This is a genomic window from Mycobacterium sp. OAE908 (genome assembly GCF_017872775.1).
Taxonomy (GTDB): domain Bacteria; phylum Actinomycetota; class Actinomycetes; order Mycobacteriales; family Mycobacteriaceae; genus Mycobacterium.
In genome coordinates, this window is record NZ_JAGGJL010000001.1 from 3,548,409 (window position 1) to 3,571,273 (window position 22,865).

21 protein-coding genes are annotated in these 22,865 nt (G+C 66.1%); 17 read left to right on the forward strand and 4 right to left on the reverse strand.

The annotated features are described in order from the left end of the window. The first annotated feature begins 2 nt into the window (after window positions 1-2). From J3E61_RS17475 to J3E61_RS17530, 12 genes are all read left to right on the forward strand, one after another. Entirely contained in the window at window positions 3-1,247 is a 1,245-nt protein-coding gene (locus J3E61_RS17475; RefSeq protein WP_192721748.1) for an alpha/beta hydrolase, read from the forward strand. After that, window positions 1,244-1,912: a hypothetical protein gene (locus J3E61_RS17480; protein ID WP_192721747.1), complete on the forward strand. Its 669-nt coding sequence runs from the start codon at window positions 1,244-1,246 to the stop codon at window positions 1,910-1,912. Before J3E61_RS17475 ends, J3E61_RS17480 begins: the two co-directional genes overlap by 4 nt. Before the next feature lie 23 nt (window positions 1,913-1,935). Continuing rightward, window positions 1,936-3,186, forward strand: a complete 1,251-nt coding sequence (locus J3E61_RS17485) for a lipase (protein ID WP_192722446.1) — start codon at window positions 1,936-1,938, stop codon at window positions 3,184-3,186. Continuing rightward, a complete protein-coding gene (locus J3E61_RS17490) occupies window positions 3,183-4,493 on the forward strand; it encodes an acyltransferase (protein WP_210084396.1) in 1,311 nt (436 codons plus the stop codon). The genes J3E61_RS17485 and J3E61_RS17490 overlap by 4 nt, the downstream gene beginning before the upstream one ends. Beyond that, window positions 4,493-5,713 carry an alpha/beta hydrolase gene (locus tag J3E61_RS17495; RefSeq protein ID WP_210084397.1) on the forward strand — a complete coding sequence of 407 codons (1,221 nt, stop codon included), beginning with the start codon at window positions 4,493-4,495 and terminating at the stop codon, window positions 5,711-5,713. The genes J3E61_RS17490 and J3E61_RS17495 overlap by 1 nt, the downstream gene beginning before the upstream one ends. A gap of 40 nt (window positions 5,714-5,753) precedes the next feature. Further along, window positions 5,754-6,584 (forward strand): sialate O-acetylesterase, encoded by an 831-nt coding sequence (locus J3E61_RS17500; protein WP_210085601.1) that lies wholly within the window; start codon window positions 5,754-5,756, stop codon window positions 6,582-6,584. Further along, on the forward strand, window positions 6,571-7,185 hold the full coding sequence (locus J3E61_RS17505; protein WP_210085602.1) for a YdcF family protein: 615 nt from the start codon (window positions 6,571-6,573) through the stop codon (window positions 7,183-7,185). The genes J3E61_RS17500 and J3E61_RS17505 overlap by 14 nt, the downstream gene beginning before the upstream one ends. 39 nt (window positions 7,186-7,224) lie before the next feature. Beyond that, window positions 7,225-8,607: an esterase family protein gene (locus tag J3E61_RS17510; protein ID WP_192721744.1), complete on the forward strand. Its 1,383-nt coding sequence runs from the start codon at window positions 7,225-7,227 to the stop codon at window positions 8,605-8,607. A 330-nt stretch (window positions 8,608-8,937) separates the two neighbouring features. After that, window positions 8,938-10,488 carry an exopolysaccharide biosynthesis polyprenyl glycosylphosphotransferase gene (locus J3E61_RS17515; RefSeq protein WP_192722443.1) on the forward strand — a complete coding sequence of 517 codons (1,551 nt, stop codon included), beginning with the start codon at window positions 8,938-8,940 and terminating at the stop codon, window positions 10,486-10,488. Window positions 10,489-10,635: 147 nt separating this feature from the next. Then, entirely contained in the window at window positions 10,636-11,436 is an 801-nt protein-coding gene (locus J3E61_RS17520; protein WP_210084398.1) for a biotin--[acetyl-CoA-carboxylase] ligase, read from the forward strand. Between the two features lie 93 nt (window positions 11,437-11,529). Then, window positions 11,530-12,768, forward strand: coding sequence for an alpha/beta hydrolase (locus J3E61_RS17525; protein ID WP_210084399.1), 1,239 nt, complete (start codon window positions 11,530-11,532; stop codon window positions 12,766-12,768). 40 nt (window positions 12,769-12,808) lie between these two features. Further along, on the forward strand, window positions 12,809-13,327 hold the full coding sequence (locus J3E61_RS17530) for a PH domain-containing protein (protein ID WP_192721741.1): 519 nt from the start codon (window positions 12,809-12,811) through the stop codon (window positions 13,325-13,327). Here J3E61_RS17530 and J3E61_RS17535 read toward each other — a convergent pair. Then, window positions 13,282-13,938 carry a GtrA family protein gene (locus J3E61_RS17535; RefSeq protein ID WP_210084400.1) on the reverse strand — a complete coding sequence of 219 codons (657 nt, stop codon included), beginning with the start codon at window positions 13,936-13,938 and terminating at the stop codon, window positions 13,282-13,284. The two genes, J3E61_RS17530 and J3E61_RS17535, sit on opposite strands and share 46 nt — an antisense overlap. Before the next feature lie 88 nt (window positions 13,939-14,026). Between J3E61_RS17535 and J3E61_RS17540 the strand changes: the two genes are divergently transcribed. The 4 genes from J3E61_RS17540 to J3E61_RS17555 are packed head-to-tail and all read left to right on the forward strand — an operon-like array spanning window position 14,027 to window position 17,776. Beyond that, window positions 14,027-15,253 (forward strand): 5-(carboxyamino)imidazole ribonucleotide synthase, encoded by a 1,227-nt coding sequence (locus J3E61_RS17540; protein ID WP_210084401.1) that lies wholly within the window; start codon window positions 14,027-14,029, stop codon window positions 15,251-15,253. Next, a complete protein-coding gene (purE, locus tag J3E61_RS17545) occupies window positions 15,246-15,749 on the forward strand; it encodes a 5-(carboxyamino)imidazole ribonucleotide mutase (RefSeq protein ID WP_192721738.1) in 504 nt (167 codons plus the stop codon). Before J3E61_RS17540 ends, purE begins: the two co-directional genes overlap by 8 nt. 11 nt (window positions 15,750-15,760) lie before the next feature. Further along, window positions 15,761-16,600: a class I SAM-dependent methyltransferase gene (locus tag J3E61_RS17550; RefSeq protein WP_210084402.1), complete on the forward strand. Its 840-nt coding sequence runs from the start codon at window positions 15,761-15,763 to the stop codon at window positions 16,598-16,600. 12 nt (window positions 16,601-16,612) lie between these two features. Then, window positions 16,613-17,776 (forward strand): acyl-CoA dehydrogenase, encoded by a 1,164-nt coding sequence (locus tag J3E61_RS17555; protein ID WP_210084403.1) that lies wholly within the window; start codon window positions 16,613-16,615, stop codon window positions 17,774-17,776. A 173-nt stretch (window positions 17,777-17,949) separates the two neighbouring features. Here J3E61_RS17555 and J3E61_RS17560 read toward each other — a convergent pair whose 3' ends face one another. Beyond that, complete coding sequence (locus tag J3E61_RS17560; protein WP_210085603.1) at window positions 17,950-18,654, reverse strand: TIGR03089 family protein; 705 nt, start codon at window positions 18,652-18,654, stop codon at window positions 17,950-17,952. Next, entirely contained in the window at window positions 18,651-20,120 is a 1,470-nt protein-coding gene (locus J3E61_RS17565; protein WP_192721735.1) for an LCP family protein, read from the reverse strand. The genes J3E61_RS17560 and J3E61_RS17565 overlap by 4 nt, the downstream gene beginning before the upstream one ends. Here J3E61_RS17565 and rfbD point away from each other — a divergent pair. Next, window positions 20,095-21,048, forward strand: coding sequence for a dTDP-4-dehydrorhamnose reductase (rfbD, locus tag J3E61_RS17570; RefSeq protein WP_210084404.1), 954 nt, complete (start codon window positions 20,095-20,097; stop codon window positions 21,046-21,048). The two genes, J3E61_RS17565 and rfbD, sit on opposite strands and share 26 nt — an antisense overlap. Here the strand turns inward: rfbD and J3E61_RS17575 are convergent, their stop codons facing one another. Continuing rightward, the gene (locus tag J3E61_RS17575; protein ID WP_192721733.1) at window positions 21,049-22,713 is read right to left on the reverse strand and encodes a GMC family oxidoreductase N-terminal domain-containing protein; all 1,665 of its coding nucleotides are present in this window, start codon (window positions 22,711-22,713) and stop codon (window positions 21,049-21,051) included. Window positions 22,714-22,865: the final 152 nt, after the last annotated feature.

Genomic DNA, 22,865 nt, shown 5'->3' on the forward strand with positions numbered 1-22,865 from the left:
TCGTGCGTTTGCGGCTAGTCGTAGCCGTAGTCGGCGTGATGTCGATTCTCGCCGGCTGCGCGCCGAGTCCGCCGGCGCCGCCGCCCGACTACAACCGGCCTCAGCGGGCGTTGGTCCCGGCGTTTGCCGGTGCGGCCCAGTTGCCGCCTGCGAACATGACCGACGACGGACCCGGCTCGCTGATCGACGCGAGGCCGTACACCGAGAGTTCGGTCCTGCAGTCGGCCAACGCGTCAGCGGTGCGAGTGGTGTATCGCTCGACGTCGAGCACCGGGGAGCCGACTCAGGTTTCGGGCGTGGTGGCGGTGCCCGCGGGGGTAGCGCCGAAGGGCGGCTGGCCGATCGTCTCGTTCGGGCATTCGCTGACCGGGCTTGACATGAAGTGTGCGCCGTCGATGGCCAAGGAACTCGGCGGCTACTCGTCGGCGATGGTGACCTTGCTCAATCGCGGCTACGTGGTCGTCATGTCCGACTACCAAGGGCTCGGCGTCAAGGGCGAGGACCACAACGCCACCGACTGGACGGCGTTGGGCAACAACATGATTGACGCGGTCCGCGCGGCACGCAAGGTGTCGCCCGACGCCGGGGTGAACTGGGCGGCCGACGGCAGCGGCCAGGGCGGCCTGGCGGCGTGGGCGGCGGCGGAACGAGCGCGAGACTATGGCGGCGGGCTCAATATGGTTGGCGCCGTTTCTCTTTCGCCGTTCTCGGATCTTTCGCCGCTGGTCGACATCGCGAACAAGGGCGCGCTGAGTGCCATGCAGGAGCGGTTGATGATGGTGCTGCTGCAGAACACCGCCCAGCACACGCCCGATTTCGATCTCGACCTTTACCGCTCGGGGGTGGCGAAGGACAACTGGGACCTGCTGACGGACTGCGCGCCGACCGACGCCAACGGGGCGCAGAAGATCGCATCCCAGGTGAAGGCCGACGACCTGCGTCCGCGCGACGATGCCGCGGCCAACGCACTGCGTGATCTGTTGAGTGCCAGCGCATTACCGGGGAACGCGGGTCCTGCGATCGCACCGATCCTGGTTGTCTACGCCACCGACGACACGCTGGTTCCGCAGGCAGGCATCGCCCGCGCCCTGAAAAACGCATGCGGCAAGGGCGATCCCATCGTGGTGATGAGGCAGATCGGCGACACCTCCACCACCAACTACCAGATCATCCAGACCTCACTGAGTTGGCTGACCAACCGCTTCAACGGGGTGAAGCCGAACGACGTCTGCGTGGGTGCCTCATGAAGTCGCCGGCCAACGCGCCTCTGGTGCGGGACTACGCCCAGCTGTTGCGCAACGGATGGATCGTGATCCTGTGCGCGACGGTGCTTTCGGTTGGCGCGGGCTGGCTGGCATGGCAGACGTCGGATCCGGTCTACAGCTCGACCGCCAAGGTGTTCGCGACGACGAAGGGCAGCGCGACGCCGGTCGATGCCTACTACGGACATCTGAACTCGGTCTCGCGGACGCTGACGATTCAAAGCCTGGCCCGCAGTCCGCAGGTCACGATGCGCACCATCGACCAACTGGGCCTTCAGGACACACCTGGCGACCTGGCCGGACGGATAGCCGTCGTGGTCACCAACTCCGCCCTGATGGACATCATCGTGACGGGCAGCGATCCGACGTCCACCAGGCGCACCGCGAACGCGGTGGCGGCCAACCTGATGCAGCTGACGCGCGAAATCGGTGGCATCGACACCTCCAACGTCGACCTCACGCTCGTGGACAGCGGCAGCGCGCCCGTACGAGTAGGTTCGATGTGGCAGTTCATGTTCCACGCCGGCGCGCTGGGCCTGGCTTTGAGCGTTGTTCTGGTGCTCGGCTACGGCTTGGTGAGAAACAAACTGCTTGGCAAGGGTCACGTCGACCGCATCGTCGGTGAGGCTATCGCGGGAAGGGATGCATGAACCGCGCTCAGTTCGGAACTGCAATGGCGTGCCTGGCCGTGGTGGCAGGCATGGTGGTATCCGGGTGCAGCAACAAAGCGCCTGAGCAGAAGGAGCCGGCGGCCGCGCAGGGCATGCACCTGGAAGCCGACTACACGGGCGCCGGCCAGGAGCCGGGTGCGCTCTCCGATGCCACCACCTTGCCGACCGTCGACCGCAGGCTGCGTGCGGCCACCTCGCTCGCGGCTCGCATCGAGTACACATCGACCTCCGGCGTAACCGGAGGGACCGAGCAGGTGACCGGCACGGTGTTCGTGCCGATGGGCAAGCCGCCAGAAGGCGGCTGGCCGGTGGTGGCCTATGCGCATGCGACGACGGGCATCGAGCCCGAGTGCGCGCCCTCGCTGTCGCCGACACTGCTGAATTCGTCGACGATCGTGACCACGTTGGTGAAAGCCGGCTTCGTCGTGACGCTGCCCGATTACCAGGGTCTGGGGCTGGACAAGACGTATCACCCGTACCTCGACGCGACGACGGCCGGTTACAACGTCATCGACGCGGTGCGCGCGACGCGCAAACTGGTGCCCGAGTCATCCAATCGTTGGGTGGGACTTGGCCTTTCGCAGGGCGGACAAGCGACTTGGGCTGCCAATGAACTGGCGGCCAACTACAACGGTGGGCTGGCGCTGGTCGGAACCGTCAGCCTGTCGCCTGCCGCCGACATCACCGGTTTCGCCGATGCGGCCGCGGCTGGTCAGCTGACCCCGGAGCAGGCGCCTGCGTTGCCGTCGATCCTGTCGTGGCTGAAGAAGGCCCACCCCGAGCTCAACCTCGACGACTACCGGCGCGGGATCGTGGCTGACAAGTGGGACACCCTGCTGGCATGCTCGGGACCGAAAGCCGCTGAGCGCGAAAAGATCACCGACCAGATCACCCCGGACGATCTGCGGCCGAGCACGCCCGAGGCGGTCGACACCCTGCGCAGCTATCTGCAGAAGATGAGCCTCCCGCAGGGCCCGGCCGCGGCGCCGATGCTGGTGATCTACGGCGGCAAGGACAATTTGGTGCCGGCGCCGTGGACCGATCGCGCGCTGACGGCCGCATGCGGCATGGGCGACGTCATCGACATCCTGACGCAACCCGACAAGGGCCACAGCGACATCGATGTCTCCTCGGCGTTCGGCTGGATCAACAACCGTTTCAAGGGTGAGCCCGCGCCGAACAGCTGCTTGTCGTTCTCCGCCGCCCAACGGTTGGGCTCCATCGCTGTTCAAGGGCTGGGAGTGCCTCAATGACGGTTGAGCCGAAATCCACGACCGCCGCCTCTAGCCGGGGCGGCGGTCGTCATCGACGGGACCAGCCCGCAGCCAAAACGCCGCAGGCCGCACCGGGCACCGCTGCACGCATCATCGGGTTGGACGGCGCGCGTGGGCTCTCCGCGGTCGGCGTGGCGGTCATGCACGTGGCAGGCAACTTCTCCCCGCACGCCGCGGCGACCACGAAGATCACGCTGGTCGGCATGAGCCTGATCTTCTTCTACGTGCTCAGCGGCTTCCTGCTGTTCCTGCCCTACGTCCGCCGGTTGACCGAAGACCCTTCCGTCGCAACGATTCCCAGCACCAAGAACTTCGCCATCCACCGGTTCGCCCGCATCGTGCCCGGCTACCTCGCGATCTTCCTGCTGTGCAACTACGTCTTCCAGGTCGTCTATGTCGAGAATCCGGCGCTGCAGCCGATCGGCACCGACAAGGGCACCGGGATGATCACCGACCCCTGGCAGCTGCTGGCCAACCTGACCTTGGTGCAGACCTACATTCCCAAGTACGCGCTGACCGGTTTGAACCCGTCCTGGTCGCTGACGCTGGAGTTCGCGTTCTACGCGTCGCTGCCGCTGATCGGCTACCTGCTGTTCGCCACGCGTAAGCGATCGTCGATGCGGCCGATGCGGGTGGCCCTCATCGGCCCGGTCATCCTGCTCGCCATCGGGTTCATCGGAAAAGCCTTGGCCCCCTTGGTTGTTACGCACTTCGGTATCACCGACCCCGAGCTCATGCAGTGGGGACCGAACTGGGTCGCGGTCTACATGAGAAGCTTCCTGGCCAATGCGGACAACTTCGCATTCGGCATGCTCGCGGCGATGCTGATGGTGGCAATGGAACAGCGGACCGTCAGTGAGCGGATAAGCCGTCGGGTGCAGTTGTATTCGGCCATCGGCATCGTCGTTTCGCTGGTGGGTTCACTGGCGCTGATCGCCGCAGGAAACCTGTTCGGGCTGTCGGGGATCGCGCTCGCGTCGGCTCTGGTGATCCTGGTGATCGTCGCGCCGCTGGCCCGTGGTCAGCGCTCGAAGATCGGCGAAGCACTCGAGATGGCGCCGTTCCGCTACGTGGGCAAAATCTCGTTGTCGCTGTACCTGCTGCACTTCCCGATCATGTTGATGATGTACCGATACGGCCTGTTGGCCGGTGACTCGATGGGCGGGATGGGCACCAACATCGTGACCGTGCTGGCCGTCACGATGGTGGTGTCCACGGTCACCTACTACGCCGTCGAACAACCCGCGATGAACCTCGCGAGGCGCTACCGGTATCGGTGGCGCTGATGCGCAGGGTTGCCATTGCAGTGGCCGCAGGTCTCGGGGTCGCTTTGGTCGCCGGGTCGATCACGGTGGCATGGGTGTTCGGGCCCGACATCGTCAACCACTTCAAGGACGCGTCGTCGGAGTCGTCGCAGATTGCCACCGCCCAGATCGGTGGCTCAGAGCCGGGCTCGTTGGTCAGCGCGACGACGATGGACCAACTGGACAAGGACCCCGACAGCTCACTGTGGAATTCCGCTCGGGTGCTGTACCGCTCCACCGAGGGCGACACCGGGCAGTCGACCGTCGTCTCCGGATCCGTCTATGTCCCAAAGGCTCCCGCGCCCGCGGGCGGCTGGCCGGTGATGGCGTTCGGACACGGCACGGTGGGCATCGACGAGCCGTGCGCACCCTCGCTGTCGCCTTCACTGCTCAATATGAAGGTGTGGGTCGTCTCGCTGATCAGGAAGGGCTACGCGGTCGCGTTCACCGACTACCAAGGCCTCGGCGCGCCGGGGGTGCATCCGTACACCGACAACAAGACCGAGGGTTACAACGTCATCGATTCGGTGCGCGCGCTTCGACACACGTTCCCTGACGTCTCCAACCGCTGGGCGGCGTTCGGGGGATCGCAGGGTGGGGGAGCGGTCTGGGCTGCCGCCGAACTGGCCGCCACCTATGCGCCCGAACTCGACCTCGTCGGGGCGGTCGCGATGTCGCCTGCCGCCGATGTCAGCGGGATTGTCGACAAGGCGACGGCCAAGACGTTGACGACCGACCAAGCGCCGGCGTGGTTCCCACTGGTAGAGGTGATGGGACGGCTGCACCCGGACTTCAACCGCGACGACTACCGCAGTGGCGCCGCCGCCAAGTACTGGGACATCCTGACGTCGTGTTCGGGTCCAAAATCGCTGGACCGCAACGCCGCTGCCGCCGAGCTCAAGGACACCGACTTCGTGCCGCGCACGCCGGAAGCCGCCGATCGCCTGCGCACCCTGCTCCAGCAATGGGCGCTGCCGCACGAGCGGGTCTCCGCCCCACTGTCGATCATCTACGGCGGCCAGGACACTCTCATCGATCCGCAGTGGACCACCGATGCGATCGCTCGGGCCTGTGCGCTCGGCGGGCCGATCGTGTGGGACTTCCAGCCGGACAAGGACCACGGCAGCGTGGACATCAGCACTCAATTCGATTGGTTGGCAGACCGATTCGCGGGGAAGCCGGTGGCCAGTGAGTGCCCGTAGGAACCCCGACGGCGACAGCCCGCTGTGGCGTCGCGCATTGATGGAGGCCAAGTCTGCCGTCAAGCGCAGGCTGGCGCCCGCCGGCACCCCGGTCGACCCGCCGGACTCGCCCTACTTGATCGTGCCGGTGCTCGGCCAGTCCAACGCCGTCGGGATGGGTCTCGGGCTCGACCTCGAGGGTCCGGACCGACCCGACCCGCTGGTGCACCAGTGGGCGATGTGCGGGCCGTCAAAAGGTTCCGCCGTCTTGGCCGTCGACCCGCTCCTGCACGAAATCCCGGCCGGCGGTGTGGGATTCGGCATCACGTTCGGCAAGCAACTCGCCGCACAGACCGGCCGCGCGGTGCTGCTGATTCCCGGCGCGCGCGGCGATACGTCGTTCACTCCGAAGAACGGGTGGACGTGGGACCCCGCTGACACCCGCACCCGAAGGAACTTGTACCGCAACGCTATTGCCGCCATCGACGCGGCGCTGGCCCGTTATCCAGGCAGCACGGTCGCCGCGATCCTGTGGCATCAGGGCGAGACCGATGTACCGCTGATGGCAGCGCCGGAGTATCAGCGCAAGCTCGACTCGGTCATCGACGACCTTCGCAGTCGCTACGGTGCCGGCCTGCCTTTCCTGGTCGGCCAAATGGTTGCCGAGGAAATGGAATTGAGCGGCAAGAACTACGGGCCGATCAACGCTGTGCACGCCGACACCCCCAACCGCCGACCACGTACCGCGTTCATTCCCGGTGCCCGCTCCTCGATCAACGGCGGCGCCGACCGGCACTACAACGCCGCAGGGCAGCGGGACATGGGCAGGGCGATGTGGTCGGCGTACCGCAGCATCGCAGTGGATGACCTGGCCGACTATGGCGCTCAATGATCTTCGTCGCGCGGTCGTCGTCGCCGCGGCACTCCTCGTCGCACTGACGGTGGTGATGGCGGTGTCCGGTGTCACGCTGTTCACCAACGCCAAGACCGACCCGTTGCAAAAGGCCGACGCGGTGGTGGTGCTCGGCGGTGAACACGACGGCCGTGAGGACTACGGCATCGGACTGGCGCGCGGCGGATGGGCGCCGACGGTCGTCATCTCGGATGCCTATCCGAAGGGTGACCCGGTCATGCAGCGGGTGTGCAAGTCGCAGCCGACGATAGAAGTGATCTGCGCGCGGGCGAGCGAGCTGACCACCCGCGGCGAGGCGCAGATGGTGGAGCGGCTGGCCACGCAGCGATCGTGGTCCAAGATCATCGTGGTCACGTGGCGCTACCATCTACCCCGGGCACGGCTGATTTTTCAGCAATGCTTTTCCCCTAATTCAGACGCGGTTGTGATGGAAGCCGTTCCGCGCCGATACGACTTCTCGTTGGCGCGCTGGCAATTCATCTATGCATATCAATACGCCGCATTTGCGAAAGCGGAGGCGATGGGCGATTGCAAATCCGTTGACCAGGCACCGTCGTCGTCGACGGACGCGGCACGGTAATGACGCAGGTACGGTGGCGTAGTGCCCCACTCTGAACCAATGGCACTGGCCCCCATCTCGCTTCTTGGTGGCTGGGCGCCGATAGCGCTGCAGGCGATTGCCGCCGCAGTGCTGGTTTATGCGATCGGGTGGCGCACCCGGCGCTGGCGGCTGATCTGGTTACCGGTGGCGCTGGTCGTCGGTTTGATCGCAGCGGCGCTGACGTACTGGTACATCCAGTGGTCCGATCTGTCGAGCGGCCGGTTGGCGCCGTACTACTTCTGGATCTGGGTGGTACTGGGCGGTGTGGCCCTCGCGGTACTCGTGCTCGGTTGGCGCGACACCAGTTGGTCGCGACGCGGCGCATCGGTGCTCGCGGTTCCGCTTTCACTGTTGTGCGTCGCGTTGGCGCTGAACATGTGGACGGGCTACGTGCCGAGCCTGCAGACCGCTTACGACCAACTCACCGGCAAGCCGGTGGCCGGTCAGACCGACGCGGCCGGTGTGAAGGCGATTCAGGAAAAAGGTGGCATCCCAGACAAGGGCACCGTGATGACGGTGACGATTCCGGACAACGGCTCCGGGTTCAAACACCGCGACGAAGTGGTCTACCTGCCGCCCGTCTGGTACGCCAGCAATCCGCCTCCCAAGCTGCCGGTCGTGATGATGATCGGCGGCGTGATCGGCAGGCCGGGAGACTGGCTGCGCGCGGGAGACGCGCAGAAAACGCTTGACGACTTCGCGGCCAAACACGGCGGCAACGCACCCGTTGTGGTGTTCGTCGACGTGCTCGGCGCGTTCCTCAACGACACCGAGTGCGTCAACAGCGGCCGTGGCAATGCTGCCGACCATCTCACCAAAGACGTTGTGCCTTACATGATTTCGAAGTTCGGCGTCAGCCCGGACCCGGCAAACTGGGGTGTGGCCGGCTTTTCAATGGGCGGTACGTGCGCGGTCACGCTCGCGATGAAGTACCCCGAGTTGTTCAGTGCATTCATCGACATCGGCGGCGACCTCTTCCCCCGTGACGGTGGCGGCAGGGACGAGACAATCGCCCGACTGTTCGACGGTGACGAGGAGGCGTTCAAGTCGTGGGAACCGGCCAGCGTGATCCAGGCGCACGGACCGTACCCGGGCACCGCCGGATGGTTCGTCGTCGGGGAGCAGGTGCCGAACCTGTACCGCCCGCCTGACCCGAATCCGGGCTCGGCGCCGTTGCCTGAGCCGCCCGATGTTGCCAGCGACCACGCCGGGGCGGCGCAGTACCTGTGCGAACTGGCCAGCGACTACGGCGTCGAATGTGCTGTGGTGTCGGACCCCGGCAAGCACGACTGGCCCTCGGCGGCGAGCGCGTTCCCGATGGCGCTGCCGTGGCTCGCGGGCCGACTGGGCACCCCGGGCGTCCCTGCAGTACCCATGCCGGGCGCCCCGGGCGCTTCGTAACGGACCCGCTCCCCGGAGCGATTAAACAAGGGGCGCTCGTCTGCCCCCTGCGGCCTCTCAGCGATCACGTTGTGCGGGATTCGTAGTGACAAGAATTCGTCGGCTGAACGCTAGCTGGGTGTGGCTGGGCAATGCTTTTACTCGGCTTCGCTCTCGCTTCGTAATACGGCTCCGCACACGCTACTATTGGCTGTCCGCGCCGTTGCGGAGCGTTATCTTCGCCGTTCAAAACGCCGCGAACAGCAATCAAGCCATCCGAGGGGATTGTGACTGACCAGCGTCTTTTCCGGTTCGCTCAGCGAACTCTTGACAGTAGTGCAATAGTTAGTCATTGGCCGCTATGATCGGCCAGGGCTACCGATTCTTAGCAAACGGAAGGTACGCACTGCTGTGACCGCGGTTGAGACATTTCTCGCTCCGACCGAGTCGCCGGCGACGGCTATCACCCCCGCGTCTCGCACGAATTGGCAGCGTCGGTATCGCCTCTCCCTGATCGTCACGGACGTCGTCGTCGTCGCGCTCGCCCTCGTCGGCGGCCAGATGGTGCGTCTTGGCCAGCCGTTCACCAAGTTCGACCTGGCGATGGCTTACTACACATTGGCTTCGCTGATCGTCGGCACGATCTGGTTGACGCTGCTGGCGGCTTACCGCACGCGCTCCCCGCGGATTATCGGCGCTGGTGTCGAGGAATATCGCCGCGTCTTTTCCGCCACGCTCGCAACGGTCGGCGTGATCGCCGTCGGCCTGATGATCTTCCGCCCCGAATACGCGCGCGGATATTTGGCTGTCGCACTTCCTCTCGGCTTGTTCGCCCTGCTCCTTGGCCGCAGCTTGTGCCGTCGCGTGCTCGCCAGGCAGCGCCGCAAGGGCAAGGCCGTCATCTCGGTGCTCGCCGTCGGCGATCCCCGCGCGGTGCGCAGCCTGGTGCAATGCCTCTCGCGGGAAGTCTGCTACGGATACTCCGTCATCGGCGTCTGCCTGACCGGTCGTGGCACCGGCGGAACGATCGAGATCCCCGGCGCAGGGACCCTGCCCGTGCTTGGCGATGAGAACGACGTCGAGCGCGCGATCCTCGAAACCGGCGCGGACACGGTCGCGTTGACCGCCACCGAGCACCTCGGCCCTGAAGGCATCCGCGAGCTGTCCTGGCAGCTGGACAAGCTCGGCGTCGACCTCGTGGTCTCGCCAGGCGTCGTCGATGTGGCCGGCCCGCGGCTGACCATGCAGCCGGTGTCCGGACTTCCGCTCATTCACGTGGAGAAGCCGCAGTACAGCGGGACCAAGCGGCTGCAGAAGCGCGCGTTCGACATCTGCGTGTCGATGACCGTGCTCGCCGGTGCGCTGCCCGTGATGCTTCTTGCCGCGATCGCCATCAAGCTGACCAGCCGTGGCCCGATCTTCTACCGCTCCGAGCGCATCGGCCTGGACGGCAAGCCGTTCCAGATGATCAAGTTCCGCACGATGGTCGACGGCGCTGACAAGCAGGTCGACGCGCTGCAGGCACTCAACGAGAGCGCAGGCGGCGTGCTGTTCAAGATCCGCCAGGACCCGCGCGTCACGAAGGTCGGCCGGGTGCTGCGCCGGTACAGCATCGACGAGCTGCCTCAGTTCTTCAACGTGCTGCGCCGCGATATGAGCGTGGTGGGACCGCGTCCGCCACTGCGGCGTGAGGTGGACACCTACGACTTCCAGGTGCGCCGTCGGCTTCTCGTGCTGCCGGGCATCACCGGACTGTGGCAGGTCAGCGGCCGCTCGGATCTGTCGTGGGAGGACTCGGTTCGGCTCGACCTCTCATATGTCGAGAATTGGTCGATCGCCAACGACCTGCTGATCGCGGCCAAGACCGTGCGCACGGTGTTCGCCGGCAGCGGCGCGTACTGACGTCCAGCAACCTCACAGGCATCGCGACTGGGACTGCGGCCGGGCGCTCGCGGTACGCAAAATTAACGCTATGGCAAACACCAGGAAATCGCTCGGCCGCAGTGGGCATCAATTGCAGCGGGCACGGTCTTGAAATAATCGGCGGCGATGCCTGAATACGACGCACTGCCACCGCTCGATACGCCTTCGCTGCGCGCCGAGGTTGCTGGCCCCGGCCGGCACTGGCGACAACTGGACGTGGTCGAGCAGACCGGGTCCACCAACGCCGACCTGCTTGCGCGTGCCGCCGCAGGCGAGGAGATCGCAGGCGCAGTGCTGATCGCCGAACACCAGACCGCAGGGCGCGGCCGCAATGGGCGGGTGTGGACCTCCCCGGGAGCGCAGCTGACGATGTCGGTCGGCGTCGACGGCGGCGGGGTGCCACCCGACTCCTGGGGCTGGCTGCCGCTGGCCACCGGGGTGGCCGTCGTCGACACCGTCGCGCCTTACGGCGTCGCCGCGGGGCTGAAGTGGCCCAACGACGTATTGGTCGGCGATCGCAAGCTGGCAGGCATCTTGACCGAGGTCGCCGCGGCCCAGCGCTTCATCGTCGTCGGCATCGGCCTCAACGTGACGCTGCGCGGCGACGAGGTTCCCGACGCGGACGCCACCTCACTGCGCGCCCTCGGCGTCGAGACGCTCGACAGGGGTCAACTCGTGGCGGCGCTGCTGCGGGAGTTGGGCACGCGCTTCTCGCGTTGGCGGGAAGCCAACGGCGCCGACGCGGGGCTCATCGCAGACTATCGAGCGCGCAGCGTGACCATCGGTTCGCGGGTGCGCGCGATCCTTCCGGGTGGAGGCGAGGTGCTCGGCGTCGCGCAATCGATCGACGAGCAGGGCAGGCTGCACATCGATTCCGACGCAGGAACGGTCGCGGTGTCCGCGGGCGACGTGGTGCATCTGCGCTGAAATCCCGGCGCGGCGTTGGCGCCCGGCGACGCGAAGGTTGGTCAGGTAGGTTGTGCCGGGGCTGGTGTCGATGGGGTTAGCCAAGGGAGGCGCATGCGCCGTAAAGCGCTCTGGTCCGGTGTGGCGCTTGTTCTGGTGGCGGAAATCGTGGCGGTGGTGCTGCTGCTTCCCTATCTGCAACCCTCCGTCATAAAGTTCCTCGACATCTTTCCGTCGTCGGGCGGTGCGCCGGTTCATGTGGCGACGGCGGATTTGACGGACGCCGGGCCGGGAAGCCTGGTGTCGGCCACCACCATGCCCGGCGTCACCCGCACCTTCGCGGGCAGGGACTTGCAGGCTGCAAGGGTGCTGTACCGATCAACGGAGGGTGACACCGGGGCGCCGACCGTCGTATCGGGTTCGGTGTTCGTGCCCGAAGGCAAAGCGCCCGACGGCGGCTGGCCCGTCGTCGGGTTCGGCCACGGCACGCTTGGCATCGACAACGAGTGCGCGCCGTCGCTGTCCCCGGACCTCTCCACCTACATCGGGGTGGTGCGGGTACTGATCAAGCTCGGCTATGCGGTCGCGTTTCCCGACTATCAGGGACTCGGCGCGAAAGGCGTTCACCCATACGCGGATTCGAAAACCGCGGCGCTCAACATGATCGACGCGGTGCGGGCGCTGCACCGGACGTTTCCCGACATCTCCAACAGGTGGGCGGCGATGGGCGGATCGCAGGGCGGCGGCGCCGCGTGGGCAGCCGACGAACAAGCCGCCGGTTACGCGCCGGAGCTGACACTTGTCGGCGCAGCCGCGACCTCACCGCCGACCGATCTTTCCGACCTCGTCGACAAGGCCCAGGACGGCAAGCTGACAACGGAGCAGGGTGCGGTGATGCAGGCGATCATCGAATCGCTTGCCCGGCTACACCCGGACCTCGACCGCGACCTGTACCGCCACGGCACGGCCAAGGAATTCTGGAACGCCATGTCCGCCTGCAGTGAGGACACCGCATACCAACGCGGAGAGGCGATCAAGCGGCTCGGGCCCAAGGACTTCGCGCCCGACAACGCCGACGCGGCCATCCACTTGCGCGATCTACTGAAGCAATGGGCCTTGCCGCAGAAGCCGCTGTCCGCGCCGCTATATGTGTGGTACGGCGGCCAGGATCCGTTCATCGACGCGGACTGGACGAAGGCCGGCATTGAGAAGGCATGCGAGATGGGCGGAACGGTCACCGTCGACTTCGATCCGAACGGCGGCCACAACCCGCCGACCGGCGACGCCGTGATTGCCTGGATCGCCGACCGGTTTGCAGGCAAACCCGCGACCAACGACTGCAAGTCGGGGTAAGTCCCGCTCGCCGGGGTGGCGGCTGGGTAGAGTTCCAGCCGTGGGCTACCCGGACAATGTGCTCGCCGGCGACGAGCAGGTCGTGCTACACCGCCATCCGCATTGGAAGCGGCTGGTCGGCCCCGTGCTGATCCTGTTGATCGCCACCGCAATCGCCGCGTTCGGCCTTGGCTACGTCAACACCCTCGACTGGGACGCCACCGCGAAGCGGGTCGTGCTGATCGTCATCGGGGTGGTCTGGCTCGTCATCATCGGGTGGCTGACGGTCTGGCCGTTCCTCAATTGGTGGACAACGCATTTCGTCATCACCGATCGACGGGTGATGTTCCGCCACGGCTTGCTCACCAGATCGGGCATCGACATTCCACTGGCACGCATCAACAGCGTCGAGTTCCGACACGGCCTGCTGAACCGGATGCTGCGCACCGGAACGCTGATCATCGAGTCCGCGTCGCAGGATCCCCTTGAATTCCACGACATTCCGCGCGTGGAACGGGTGCACTCACTGCTGTATCACGAAGTCTTCGACACCCTGGGCTCGGAGGAATCGCCGAGCTGAGCCAGCCGGCGCGCCCGCCGGGTGGGGCGGCGCAACGGGGTGACCTTCCCGCGCTCGTACTCATCCTCGATCGCCTCGGCGATGCCGCCTGCGGTAAGCGATTCGACGGCCATGTCGGGGTGGCGGCCGAACTCGTCGGGGAACACCCAGCGGCGGAACGCCCAGAACCGGAACGCCATCTGTAGCAGGTTGCCGATCACGTAGGCCGAGACGAAGTCGGCGATGTTCTCCGTCGTCAGGCTGACTTCGGGAACGCGCAACATCAGCACATAGCTGGAGAAGTACAGCGGCGCCATCGACAGCAGCACGCCCACACCGCTGAACGCGAAGAACATCAGCGCCTCGTGGTGGCGCTCGCGGCCACCGCGGTTCTGGAAGCTCCATTCGCGGTTGAGGATGTAGGACGCGATCACCGCGACGATGCCTGCGATGATCTTGGCGGTGACGGGCTTGGGCTCCAGCACCGTGAGCTTGAGCGTGTAGAACACCGCCGAGTCGATGACAAAAGTCGTTGCGCCCACGATGGCGAACTTGATCAGTTCGTGATGCCGCTCGAAGTACGGCCGGATCGGGCGGGGCAGCCGTGCGATCGTGGCATCAGTAAAGGACACAACAGCGCAGTGTACGGAAATACCGGAGGCCACGCGTACCCGTGCAGGTCACGGCGTGTAAACAAGCTGATTGCCGCCATGACACCATATGGCTGTGCCGCGTAACCCGACTTCGCCTCCAACCGTGACCATGGTCGGCGGTGGGCAACTGGCCAGGATGACTCATCAGGCCGCAATTGCGCTTGGTCAGACGCTGCGCGTGCTGGCCGCCAGCCCCGACGATCCGGCTGCGCAGGTCAGCCCTGACGTGGTGATCGGTGCGCATACCGACCTCGAGGCGCTGCAGCAGGCGGCTGCAGGCGCGAACGCGCTGACGTTCGACCACGAGCACGTGCCCACCGAACTGCTCGAGAAACTCGTCGCCGACGGCGTCAACGTCGCACCGCCGCCGTCTGCCCTGATCCACGCGCAGGACAAGCTGGTGATGCGGCGCCGACTCGAGGCGTTGGGCGCACCCGTGCCGCGGTTCGCCGAGGTGACCGAGGTCGGCGATGTGGATGCGTTCGCTGCGCGCGTCGGCACCGACATCGTCGTCAAGACGGCGCGCGGGGGCTATGACGGTCGCGGCGTGACGCTGGCGCGTGACGTCGCCGAGGCGCGGGAGGTCGCCGGGCGGTATCTGGCCGACGGCGCGGCGGTGCTGATCGAGGAGAAGGTCGCAATGCGCCGCGAGTTGGCGGCGCTGGTGGCGCGCTCGCCGTTCGGCCAGGGCGCGGCGTGGCCGGTGGTGCAGACGGTGCAGCGCGACGGCATCTGCGTCGAGGTGATTGCGCCGGCGCCGCAGTTGAACCCGGAATTAGGCAGCGCCGCAAGCCAACTCGCGCTGCGACTGGCCGACGAGCTCGGTGTGGTCGGCGTGCTGGCGGTCGAACTCTTCGAGACCGTCGACGGCCACCTCGTCGTCAACGAACTCGCCATGCGGCCGCACAATTCGGGGCACTGGAGTATGGATGGTGCGCGCACCGGTCAGTTCGAGCAGCACCTTCGGGCGGTGCTCGACTACCCGCTCGGTGACACCTCGCCGATCGCGCCGGTCACGGTGATGTCCAATGTGATTGGCGCACAACAGATTCCGACGATGAGCATGGACGAGCGACTGCATCATCTCTTCGGCAGGCTGCCTGAGGCCAGGGTGCACCTTTACGGCAAGGGGGAGCGGCCGGGTCGCAAGATCGGCCACGTCAACATTCTCGGCGCTCCTGGCGGCTCGCTCGGTGACGACGCGTACGTCGCAGATGTGCGGGAACGCGCGAATCGGGCCGCACACTGGTTGTCGCATGCCGAATGGACCGATGGATGGAGTGGACATGACTAGCCCTCGCGTCGGCGTGATCATGGGCAGCGACAGCGACTGGTCGGTGATGGAGCAAGCGGCGCATGCGCTTGCCGAATTCGAAGTGCCGTTCGAAGTCGGTGTGGTGTCCGCACATCGGACCCCCGACCGGATGCTCGCGTACGCCCAGAGCGCGGCCGACCGCGGCATCGAGGTGATCATCGCGGGCGCGGGCGGTGCCGCGCACCTGCCGGGCATGGTCGCCTCGGCGACGCCGCTGCCGGTGATCGGGGTTCCGGTGCCGTTGGCCAACCTGGACGGGATGGACTCGCTGCTGTCGATCGTGCAGATGCCCGCGGGCGTGCCGGTCGCCACGGTGTCGATCGGCGGTGCCCGCAACGCCGGATTGTTGGCGGTGCGCATTCTCGGCGCCTCGGATTCGGGGTTGCGGACGCGTATGGCGGAATTTCAGAGCAACTTGGCAGACATGGTGCTGCAAAAGGATGCCGCACTGCGAAATCGGCTGCTCGGGCAGTAGGCTGCCAACCGATGCAGCCAAACTTCAATCGATACCGGGCAATTGGTCAGCGGCTAGTCACCGGCTTCCTGCAACCCGAGATCCTGTTGATCCTCGACGTGCTCAACGCGGCGCAGAGGGCTAAGCAGGTCTCGGGCGCCGTCGCCGAGATCGGCGTTCACCACGGCAAGCTGTTCATCGGGTTGCGCTTGCTACAGCGGCCGGGGGAGAAGTCCGTCGCGATCGACATCTTCGGCGATCAGGAACTCAACGTCGACGGCTCCGGGCACGGCGACTACGAGAAGTTCGCGAACAACGTCAAGCTGTGGTCGTCGATGGACGACGTCGCCGTGCACCAGGGTGATTCCACCAAGCTGGAACCGGCGAAGCTGCGCGAACTGACCGGTGGCGACATCCGGTTCTTCTCCGTCGACGGCGGCCACACCGACGAGATCGTGTACAGCGACATGAAGCTTGCGGAGGAGACGCTGGCCAGCGGCGGCATCGTGATCGCAGACGACGTGTTCAACGAGTACTGGCCCGGCGTTGCGACCGGCACGCTGCGGTACCTGAATGACGGCGCCAAGCTGGTGCCGTTCCTGATCGGCTTCAACAAGGTGTTCTTCACCCACGCCGAGTTCAGCGAGTTCTACCGCGGCGAGGTGTCCTCGGCGCTGGCAGGCAAGCTGCTCCTGGCGACCGGGACCTCTGAGTTCGCCGGCCACGAGGTCTCGCTGGTGGCACCGCAGGGCCCGAAGGACATCCTGCGCAAGAGCCAGCTCGCCCGCACGCTCTACCACAGCACCTACCGGCAGATGGTCCGTGGGCTGCAGGTCGTCTCGGGCGGAAAAGGTAAGGTTACCGGCGAGTAGCAAGGAGTCGCCATGGCCATCGGTAACCCGTCGTTCGACGCTTTCAAGCTCGCCGACGAGCACAATGAACTGCGTTCGGTGCTGCGTGATCTCTGCGAGAAGGAGATCGCCCCGTACGCCGCCGACGTCGACGCCAAGGCCCGCTATACCGATGAGGCGCTGGCGGCGCTGACGTCGTCAGGCTTCGCCGCGATCCACATCCCCGAGGAGTACGGCGGACAGGGCGGCGACTCGGTGGCGGCCTGCATCGTGATCGAAGAGGTCGCGCGGGTGTGCGCGTCGTCGTCGCTGATCCCGATCTGCAACAAGCTCGGCACGATGGGCCTGTTGATGCGGGGGTCCGAGGAACTCAAAAAGCAGGTGCTGCCCTCGATCGCGGCGGGCGAGGCGATCGCCTCGTATGCGTTGTCCGAGCGCGAAGCCGGCAGCGACGCGGGGTCGATGCGGACCCGCGCTAAGGCCGAGGGTGACGAGTGGGTGCTCAACGGCGCCAAGTGCTGGATCTCCAACGGCGGGCACTCGACCTGGTACACGGTGATGGCGGTGACCGATCCGGACAAGGGCGCCAACGGTATTTCGGCGTTCGTCGTGCACAAGGACGATCCCGGTTTCACGGTGGGCGCCAAGGAACACAAGATGGGTATCAAGGGCTCGCCCACCACGGAGTTGTACTTCGAGGACTGCCGCATTCCTGGCGACCGCATCATCGGTGAGCCCGGCACGGGCTTCAAGACCGCATTGGCAACGTTGGACCACACCCGGCCGACGATCGGTGCGCAGGCGGTGGGTATCGCGCAGGGCGCGCTGGATGCGGCGATCGCATATGTCAAGGACCGCAAGCAGTTCGGCAAGGCGATCGCTGATTTCCAGGCCGTGCAGTTCATGCTCGCCGATATGGCGATGAAGGTGGAGGCCGCCCGGTTGATGGTGTACACCGCGGCCGCGCGGGCCGAACGTGGTGAGCCCAACCTCGGCTTCATCTCCTCGGCGTCGAAGTGCTTCGCCTCCGACGTCGCGATGGAGGTGACCACCGACGCCGTGCAGTTGTTCGGCGGCTACGGCTACACCACCGACTTTCCGGTCGAGCGGTTCATGCGCGACGCCAAGATCACGCAGATCTACGAGGGCACCAACCAGATTCAGCGCGTCGTGATGTCGCGCGCGCTACTCAAGTAGGTCCTCTGCAGCGCACACCGACAGTTCGGCATGCCATGCGCGATTTCGACACCAGGGCTGTGCAATTCCGCACAACAGGTGCGTGGCACGACCCGGACGCAGAAATCGCTGTTAGTCCTGCGATCAACTATCGCCCCCCAGCTGCAGGGCACCTGCGCGGCTGCTCGCGAGCGCTAGCCGCGGGTGACTTTCTCCATCTCGCGGCGACGGTCGAGTGCACCCGCATCAGGGTTGGCCACCTGTACCAATGACGCGCCCGCGGCGAACACGGCCAGCAGGTTGTCGGTCAATTCGTCGACCGTCGTCCAGCCGGCCGTCGACATCACCCGGTCGTCACGGCCGAAACCCTGTGTGGCAGCCGAGGTTTGGGCAGCGGTGAGGACTTCGGCCACTGACCGGCCGTCGAGTGCTGGTCCCGGGTGGCGTTCCGGCGATATCTGGTCGCCGTGCACCCGGACCGACGTCGCGTAATCGGTGAGGCCGACGGGGAGGTCGGCCACCGGCTTCCCGAACGGGTCAAGCGACAGCACCGCGATCTCGCCCGTCCCGACGGCATCGTCTGCGTCGGACAGCCGATCAGCTGTGCACATCGCGATGTCCGCGTCGCCGTCGAGCACGGCGTCGGCGCCGATCCACCAGATTCCGAGAAGCACTGCGGCGGTCTGCCAGTGTGCCGGCAGGAGCACCGCCACCCGACTGCTCGGTCCTGCGCCCATTTCGTCGCGCAGCAGGTTGCCGGTCTTGGCGGCCCAGTTGGCCAGTGTCACCGTCGACAACTCGATGCGTTCACCGGTGGCGTCGTCGTAATACGTGATTCGCGGGCCCATCGGGTCCGCCGCCATCAACGGATCCAGTAGCGCCGATGTGACCGTGGTCAGTTGACGCACTCCGGGTCGTTGGAACCTGCGGTGAGAATCGGCGACGGCGTGGGCTCGGCGTCGCCCGAATCGGTCGACCCCGCGGCTGCCGGGTCGACGGTCGTCAGCGTTGGATCCATGCCCGAGGACCCGGGGCCGGTGTAGTCAGCCGAGAGCACCACCCGCGCGGAGCCGGGTGCGACCGAGGCGTTCTCGACCACAGGCAGCCCTCCGAGTTCCTTGGAGATCGCTTGCGCGCCAAGGTCATCGGCCTTCGCCGCCTGCACCTGGCTGCCTGTCACGTGGCCGCCCTCGTTGTTGCCGGTGTTGCCTGCGGCGAACCCCTTGTTGGTCAGCACCTGCAACACCGCCGCGGCCAGTCCGTTGATGTCGGAGTCGTTGACCACGTCGACGGTGGTTTTGCTTGGCGAGTAAGCCAATTGCTCGGTCTTGCCCTCGTCCTGGTCGTGCAGCAGGCTGCCCACCCACTCCTTGACATGAGCCGGGTCGACGCGCACCACGCTCTGCATGCCGTCGTCGCTCCAGCCGGCCTCTTCGACGATCGGTATGGTCGCGAATGCGACACTGCCCCCGGCGAGCTGCTGCAGCTGCTTGACGAAATCCATGATGTCCCAACCCTCGGACAGCACGACGGAGCGCTGGACGGCGTCCTCGAGGCGGTTCAGGGTCGACGGGCTCGACAGCGTCTTGCTGGAGATGACGTCGTGGGCCAGCGACGCCATCACCGCCTGCTGTCGGGTCACCCGGTCCAGGTCGCCGCGCGGAAGGTCGTGGCGCTGCCGCACGAAGCTCAACGCTTGCGGGCCGTTCAGCTTCTGCCAGCCCGCGGGGAAGTCGGCGCCCGAAAGGGGTTCGTACACAGCATCTTTCAGGCAGACATTGACCCCGCCGAGGGCGTCGGTGATCAACGCGAAGCCGAGCAGGCCGATCTCTGCGTAATGGTCGACGGTGACACCGGTCAGGTTGGCGACCGTCTTGATCAATGCTTCGCGGCCGGCTTCGACGGCCTCGGGCTCGGCCTTTGCCGGATCGACACCGTCCTGCTCGACGAGTTCGGTCTTCTTGTCGAAATACGCCGAGCCGTACACACCGTTGATCTTCATCTTGTTTCCGCCAGGCGTCTGGACGTACGAGTCGCGGGGGATGGAGATCGCAGTGGCCGACTTTCCGTTGTTCGGGATGCGCACCAGGATGATCGTGTCGGTGTTGGTGGACTCGTCGTCGCCCGCCCGCAGCGTTGCCAGTTCCTCCGCCGACAGCGGATTACCGTGCGCGTCGGTGCGGCTGTCCAAGCCGACCAGCAGGATGTCGATCGCGCCGTCCGCGCCGCCCTCGCCCAGCGCGACCGAGGAAAAGTGGTTGATGCCGGATTCGAACGACCGGATCTTGCCCCACGCGACACCCGTGCCGACCACGATGGCCAGCGCCACCGTCACAGCGATGACACGGGACAGGCGAGCGGGCATCTGCCCAGGCTACTGGCGAGATGCCCGCACATCCGGTAGCGCAGGTCGGCGTGCCAGACTCGTGACTGTGAATTCCCGTAAGCCTGACCGAATTGTTATCTCCGGCGCGGGTGGCATGGTGGGCCGCACCCTGGCCGCTGCGGCGCGCAGGCGAGGCCGTGAAGTGCTGGCGCTGACGTCTGCGGACTGGGACATCACCGATCCCGTGGCCGCCGAGCGGTTCATCGAGCCCGGCGACGTCGTGATCAATTGTGCGGCCTATACGCAGGTCGACGCCGCTGAACAGGAACCGGAGCGGGCCCACGCGGTCAATGCCGTCGGGCCTGAACACGTCGAGCACGCCTGCGCCCGCGCCGGGGCAGACCTCATCCACATCTCCACCGACTATGTGTTTTCCGGCGGTCAACAACACCCATACGAGATCGACGACGAAACCGGGCCGCTGAGCGTGTACGGCCGTACCAAGCTGGCCGGTGAGCTGCTGGTTCTCGCCGCGATGCCCGACGCGCACATCGTGCGGACCGCGTGGATCTACGAGGGCGCCGATGGAAAGGATTTCGCTGCGGTGATGCGGCGACTGGCCGCCGGTGACGGGGAGGTGGAAGTCGTGGCCGACCAGGTCGGTTCGCCGACCTACGTCGGTGATCTCGTCGAGGCCCTGCTGCAACTGGCCGATGACGGATCGATCCGCGAGCCGGTGCTGCATGCCGCCAACGAGGGTGCTGCCAGTCGCTTCGAGCAGGCCCAGGCGGTGTTCGAGGCCGTCGGTGCCGATCCCCAGCGAGTCCGGCCGGTGGGCACCGACCGCCATCCGCGTCCCGCGCCGCGGCCGGCCTATTCGGCGCTGTCCGCCCGCCGACCCACCGAGGCTGGCCTCAAACCGCTGCGGCCGTGGCGTGAAGCGCTGGCCGCTGCGCTCGCGCAATAGTCAGGCGCGGCGCGCCTTCTCGGCAGGCGCGGTGTCGAGGATCAACTCCGCGGCCCGCCCTGCCATCGCCAGCATCGGTCCGGCGAGGTTGCCCGACATCTGCTTCGGCATGATCGAGCAGTCGACGATGCGCAGCCCCTCGATGCCGCGGACGCGCAATTGATCGTCGACGATGTCCTCGTCGTTCGGGCCCATCATGCAGGTGCCTGCCGCGTGGCTGCCCGTCGCGCCGGTTTTGATTGTGGCGTCGACGATTTCGTCGTCGGTCTGCACGCCGGCCCCTGGGGTCGTCTCCAGCTCGACGTGCTCGGCAAGCGGCGAACGCTCGAAGATCTCCCTGATCTTGCGCACCACACCGACCATCGTCGTGCGGTCGTACTCGGTGGCCAGATAGTTGGGGTCGATCGAAAGCTTGGCGTGCGGGTCGGCTGAGGTGATCCACACGCTGCCTTCCGACGTCGGCCGCAGAATCTCGGCCGCGCACGAAACGCCTCCGTGGGAATCGATTTGGCCGCGCTCGCCGCCACTGACGTCGGCAACCGACATCAGCCGAGCCAGGAACTGGCCGTCGACGCGCTCGAGCTCGGGTCGGGTCTTGAAGATCGCCATCACGTCGCCCGTCGGCGTGGCAAGCGGTCCCCTGCGTGTCGCCGCGAACTTCAGTGCCGCAATCGCCTTGCCGACAGTGGTGCGCAGCTGCCGGTTGTAGCCCAGATCGTCGCGCAGCCGGTACATCATGATGGCGCAGAAATGCTCGGTCATCCGGCGGCCGACGTTGTCGCGTTCGAGATACAAAGGCACACCGGCCTTTTCGAGCACCTCGCGGGGGCCGACGCCGGACAGCTGCAAAATCTTCGGGGTGTGCAACGCACCCAGTGCGCTGATCACCTCGCGTCGCGCGCGCACCTCCGAGGTGTTGCCCCCGCTGCGGATCTGGACACCGACTGCCCGCCCGTTCTCGAAAATCAGCCGCTGCGCGTAGGTGTCGGTGGCCAGGTGCAGATTGGGCCGCTTGAGAACCGGATCGAGGAAAGCCTTGGCGGCGCTGACCCGCAGGCCACGGTGGATCATGGCCATCGCAGGCCCGACGCGCTCGTCGTCGGATTCGTTGTAGTCCTGCACGCTCTTGAGGCCGGTGCTGGCGGCGGCGTCAATGATGTACTGGCTCAACTCATCTGGGAACTTCGGCTGCGAGATATGCAGTGGCCCACCGACACCGCGCGTCGGCGAGGGACCGAACTGGTTGTCCTCGAAGGCCTTGAAGATCGGCAGGATGTGGTCCCAGCCCCAGCCATGGTTGCCCAGCCGCTCGAGTTCGTCGTAGTCCTCGCGGTTGCCGCGGTTGTAGACCAGGCCGTTGATGGCGGTGGAGCCGCCGACCGCCTTTCCGCGCACCCATCGTTCATTGAGTTTGTCGGCGGCGCCGTAGGGCTCGAGTTGGTAGACGAAGCTGTGCTTATGTCCCTCGTAGGAGAGGGGGTCGGGGTGATCGGTGCGCTGTTCGAACAGGCCTGCGCCCATCATCGGGATCGCGAAGTAGGGACCGCGGGCAGGCGGACCCGCTTCGACCACCAGCACCTCGGTTCGCGGATCCTCCGAAAGTCGGTTTGCCAGCACACAGCCGGCGGCTCCTGCGCCGAGGATGACGTAGTCGAACGCGGGCATACTGCTCGTCCTTTCAGGCCGCGGTTGTCCACCCCCTTAGCGGCCGTTAGACAGACTACCGGGCTGAAGCGCCAACACCGGAGTTGGTTGCCGTTGCTGCGGTGGCCCATTGGGATGCCGCTACCCTCTAGCCAATGATTGACGAACTGGGT

Coding starts and splice junctions, on each gene's coding strand:
- J3E61_RS17540 (WP_210084401.1), top strand. CDS start 14,027: ATGGCTGTGCCGCGTAACCCGACTTCGCCTCCAACCGTGACCATGGTC.
- J3E61_RS17500 (WP_210085601.1), top strand. CDS start 5,754: ATGGAGGCCAAGTCTGCCGTCAAGCGCAGGCTGGCGCCCGCCGGCACC.
- purE (WP_192721738.1), top strand. CDS start 15,246: ATGACTAGCCCTCGCGTCGGCGTGATCATGGGCAGCGACAGCGACTGG.
- J3E61_RS17550 (WP_210084402.1), top strand. CDS start 15,761: ATGCAGCCAAACTTCAATCGATACCGGGCAATTGGTCAGCGGCTAGTC.
- J3E61_RS17480 (WP_192721747.1), top strand. CDS start 1,244: ATGAAGTCGCCGGCCAACGCGCCTCTGGTGCGGGACTACGCCCAGCTG.
- J3E61_RS17485 (WP_192722446.1), top strand. CDS start 1,936: ATGGCGTGCCTGGCCGTGGTGGCAGGCATGGTGGTATCCGGGTGCAGC.
- J3E61_RS17490 (WP_210084396.1), top strand. CDS start 3,183: ATGACGGTTGAGCCGAAATCCACGACCGCCGCCTCTAGCCGGGGCGGC.
- J3E61_RS17520 (WP_210084398.1), top strand. CDS start 10,636: ATGCCTGAATACGACGCACTGCCACCGCTCGATACGCCTTCGCTGCGC.
- J3E61_RS17565 (WP_192721735.1), bottom strand. CDS start 20,120: ATGCCCGCTCGCCTGTCCCGTGTCATCGCTGTGACGGTGGCGCTGGCC.
- J3E61_RS17510 (WP_192721744.1), top strand. CDS start 7,225: ATGGCACTGGCCCCCATCTCGCTTCTTGGTGGCTGGGCGCCGATAGCG.
- rfbD (WP_210084404.1), top strand. CDS start 20,095: ATGACACGGGACAGGCGAGCGGGCATCTGCCCAGGCTACTGGCGAGAT.
- J3E61_RS17525 (WP_210084399.1), top strand. CDS start 11,530: ATGCGCCGTAAAGCGCTCTGGTCCGGTGTGGCGCTTGTTCTGGTGGCG.
- J3E61_RS17505 (WP_210085602.1), top strand. CDS start 6,571: ATGGCGCTCAATGATCTTCGTCGCGCGGTCGTCGTCGCCGCGGCACTC.
- J3E61_RS17555 (WP_210084403.1), top strand. CDS start 16,613: ATGGCCATCGGTAACCCGTCGTTCGACGCTTTCAAGCTCGCCGACGAG.
- J3E61_RS17575 (WP_192721733.1), bottom strand. CDS start 22,713: ATGCCCGCGTTCGACTACGTCATCCTCGGCGCAGGAGCCGCCGGCTGT.
- J3E61_RS17495 (WP_210084397.1), top strand. CDS start 4,493: ATGCGCAGGGTTGCCATTGCAGTGGCCGCAGGTCTCGGGGTCGCTTTG.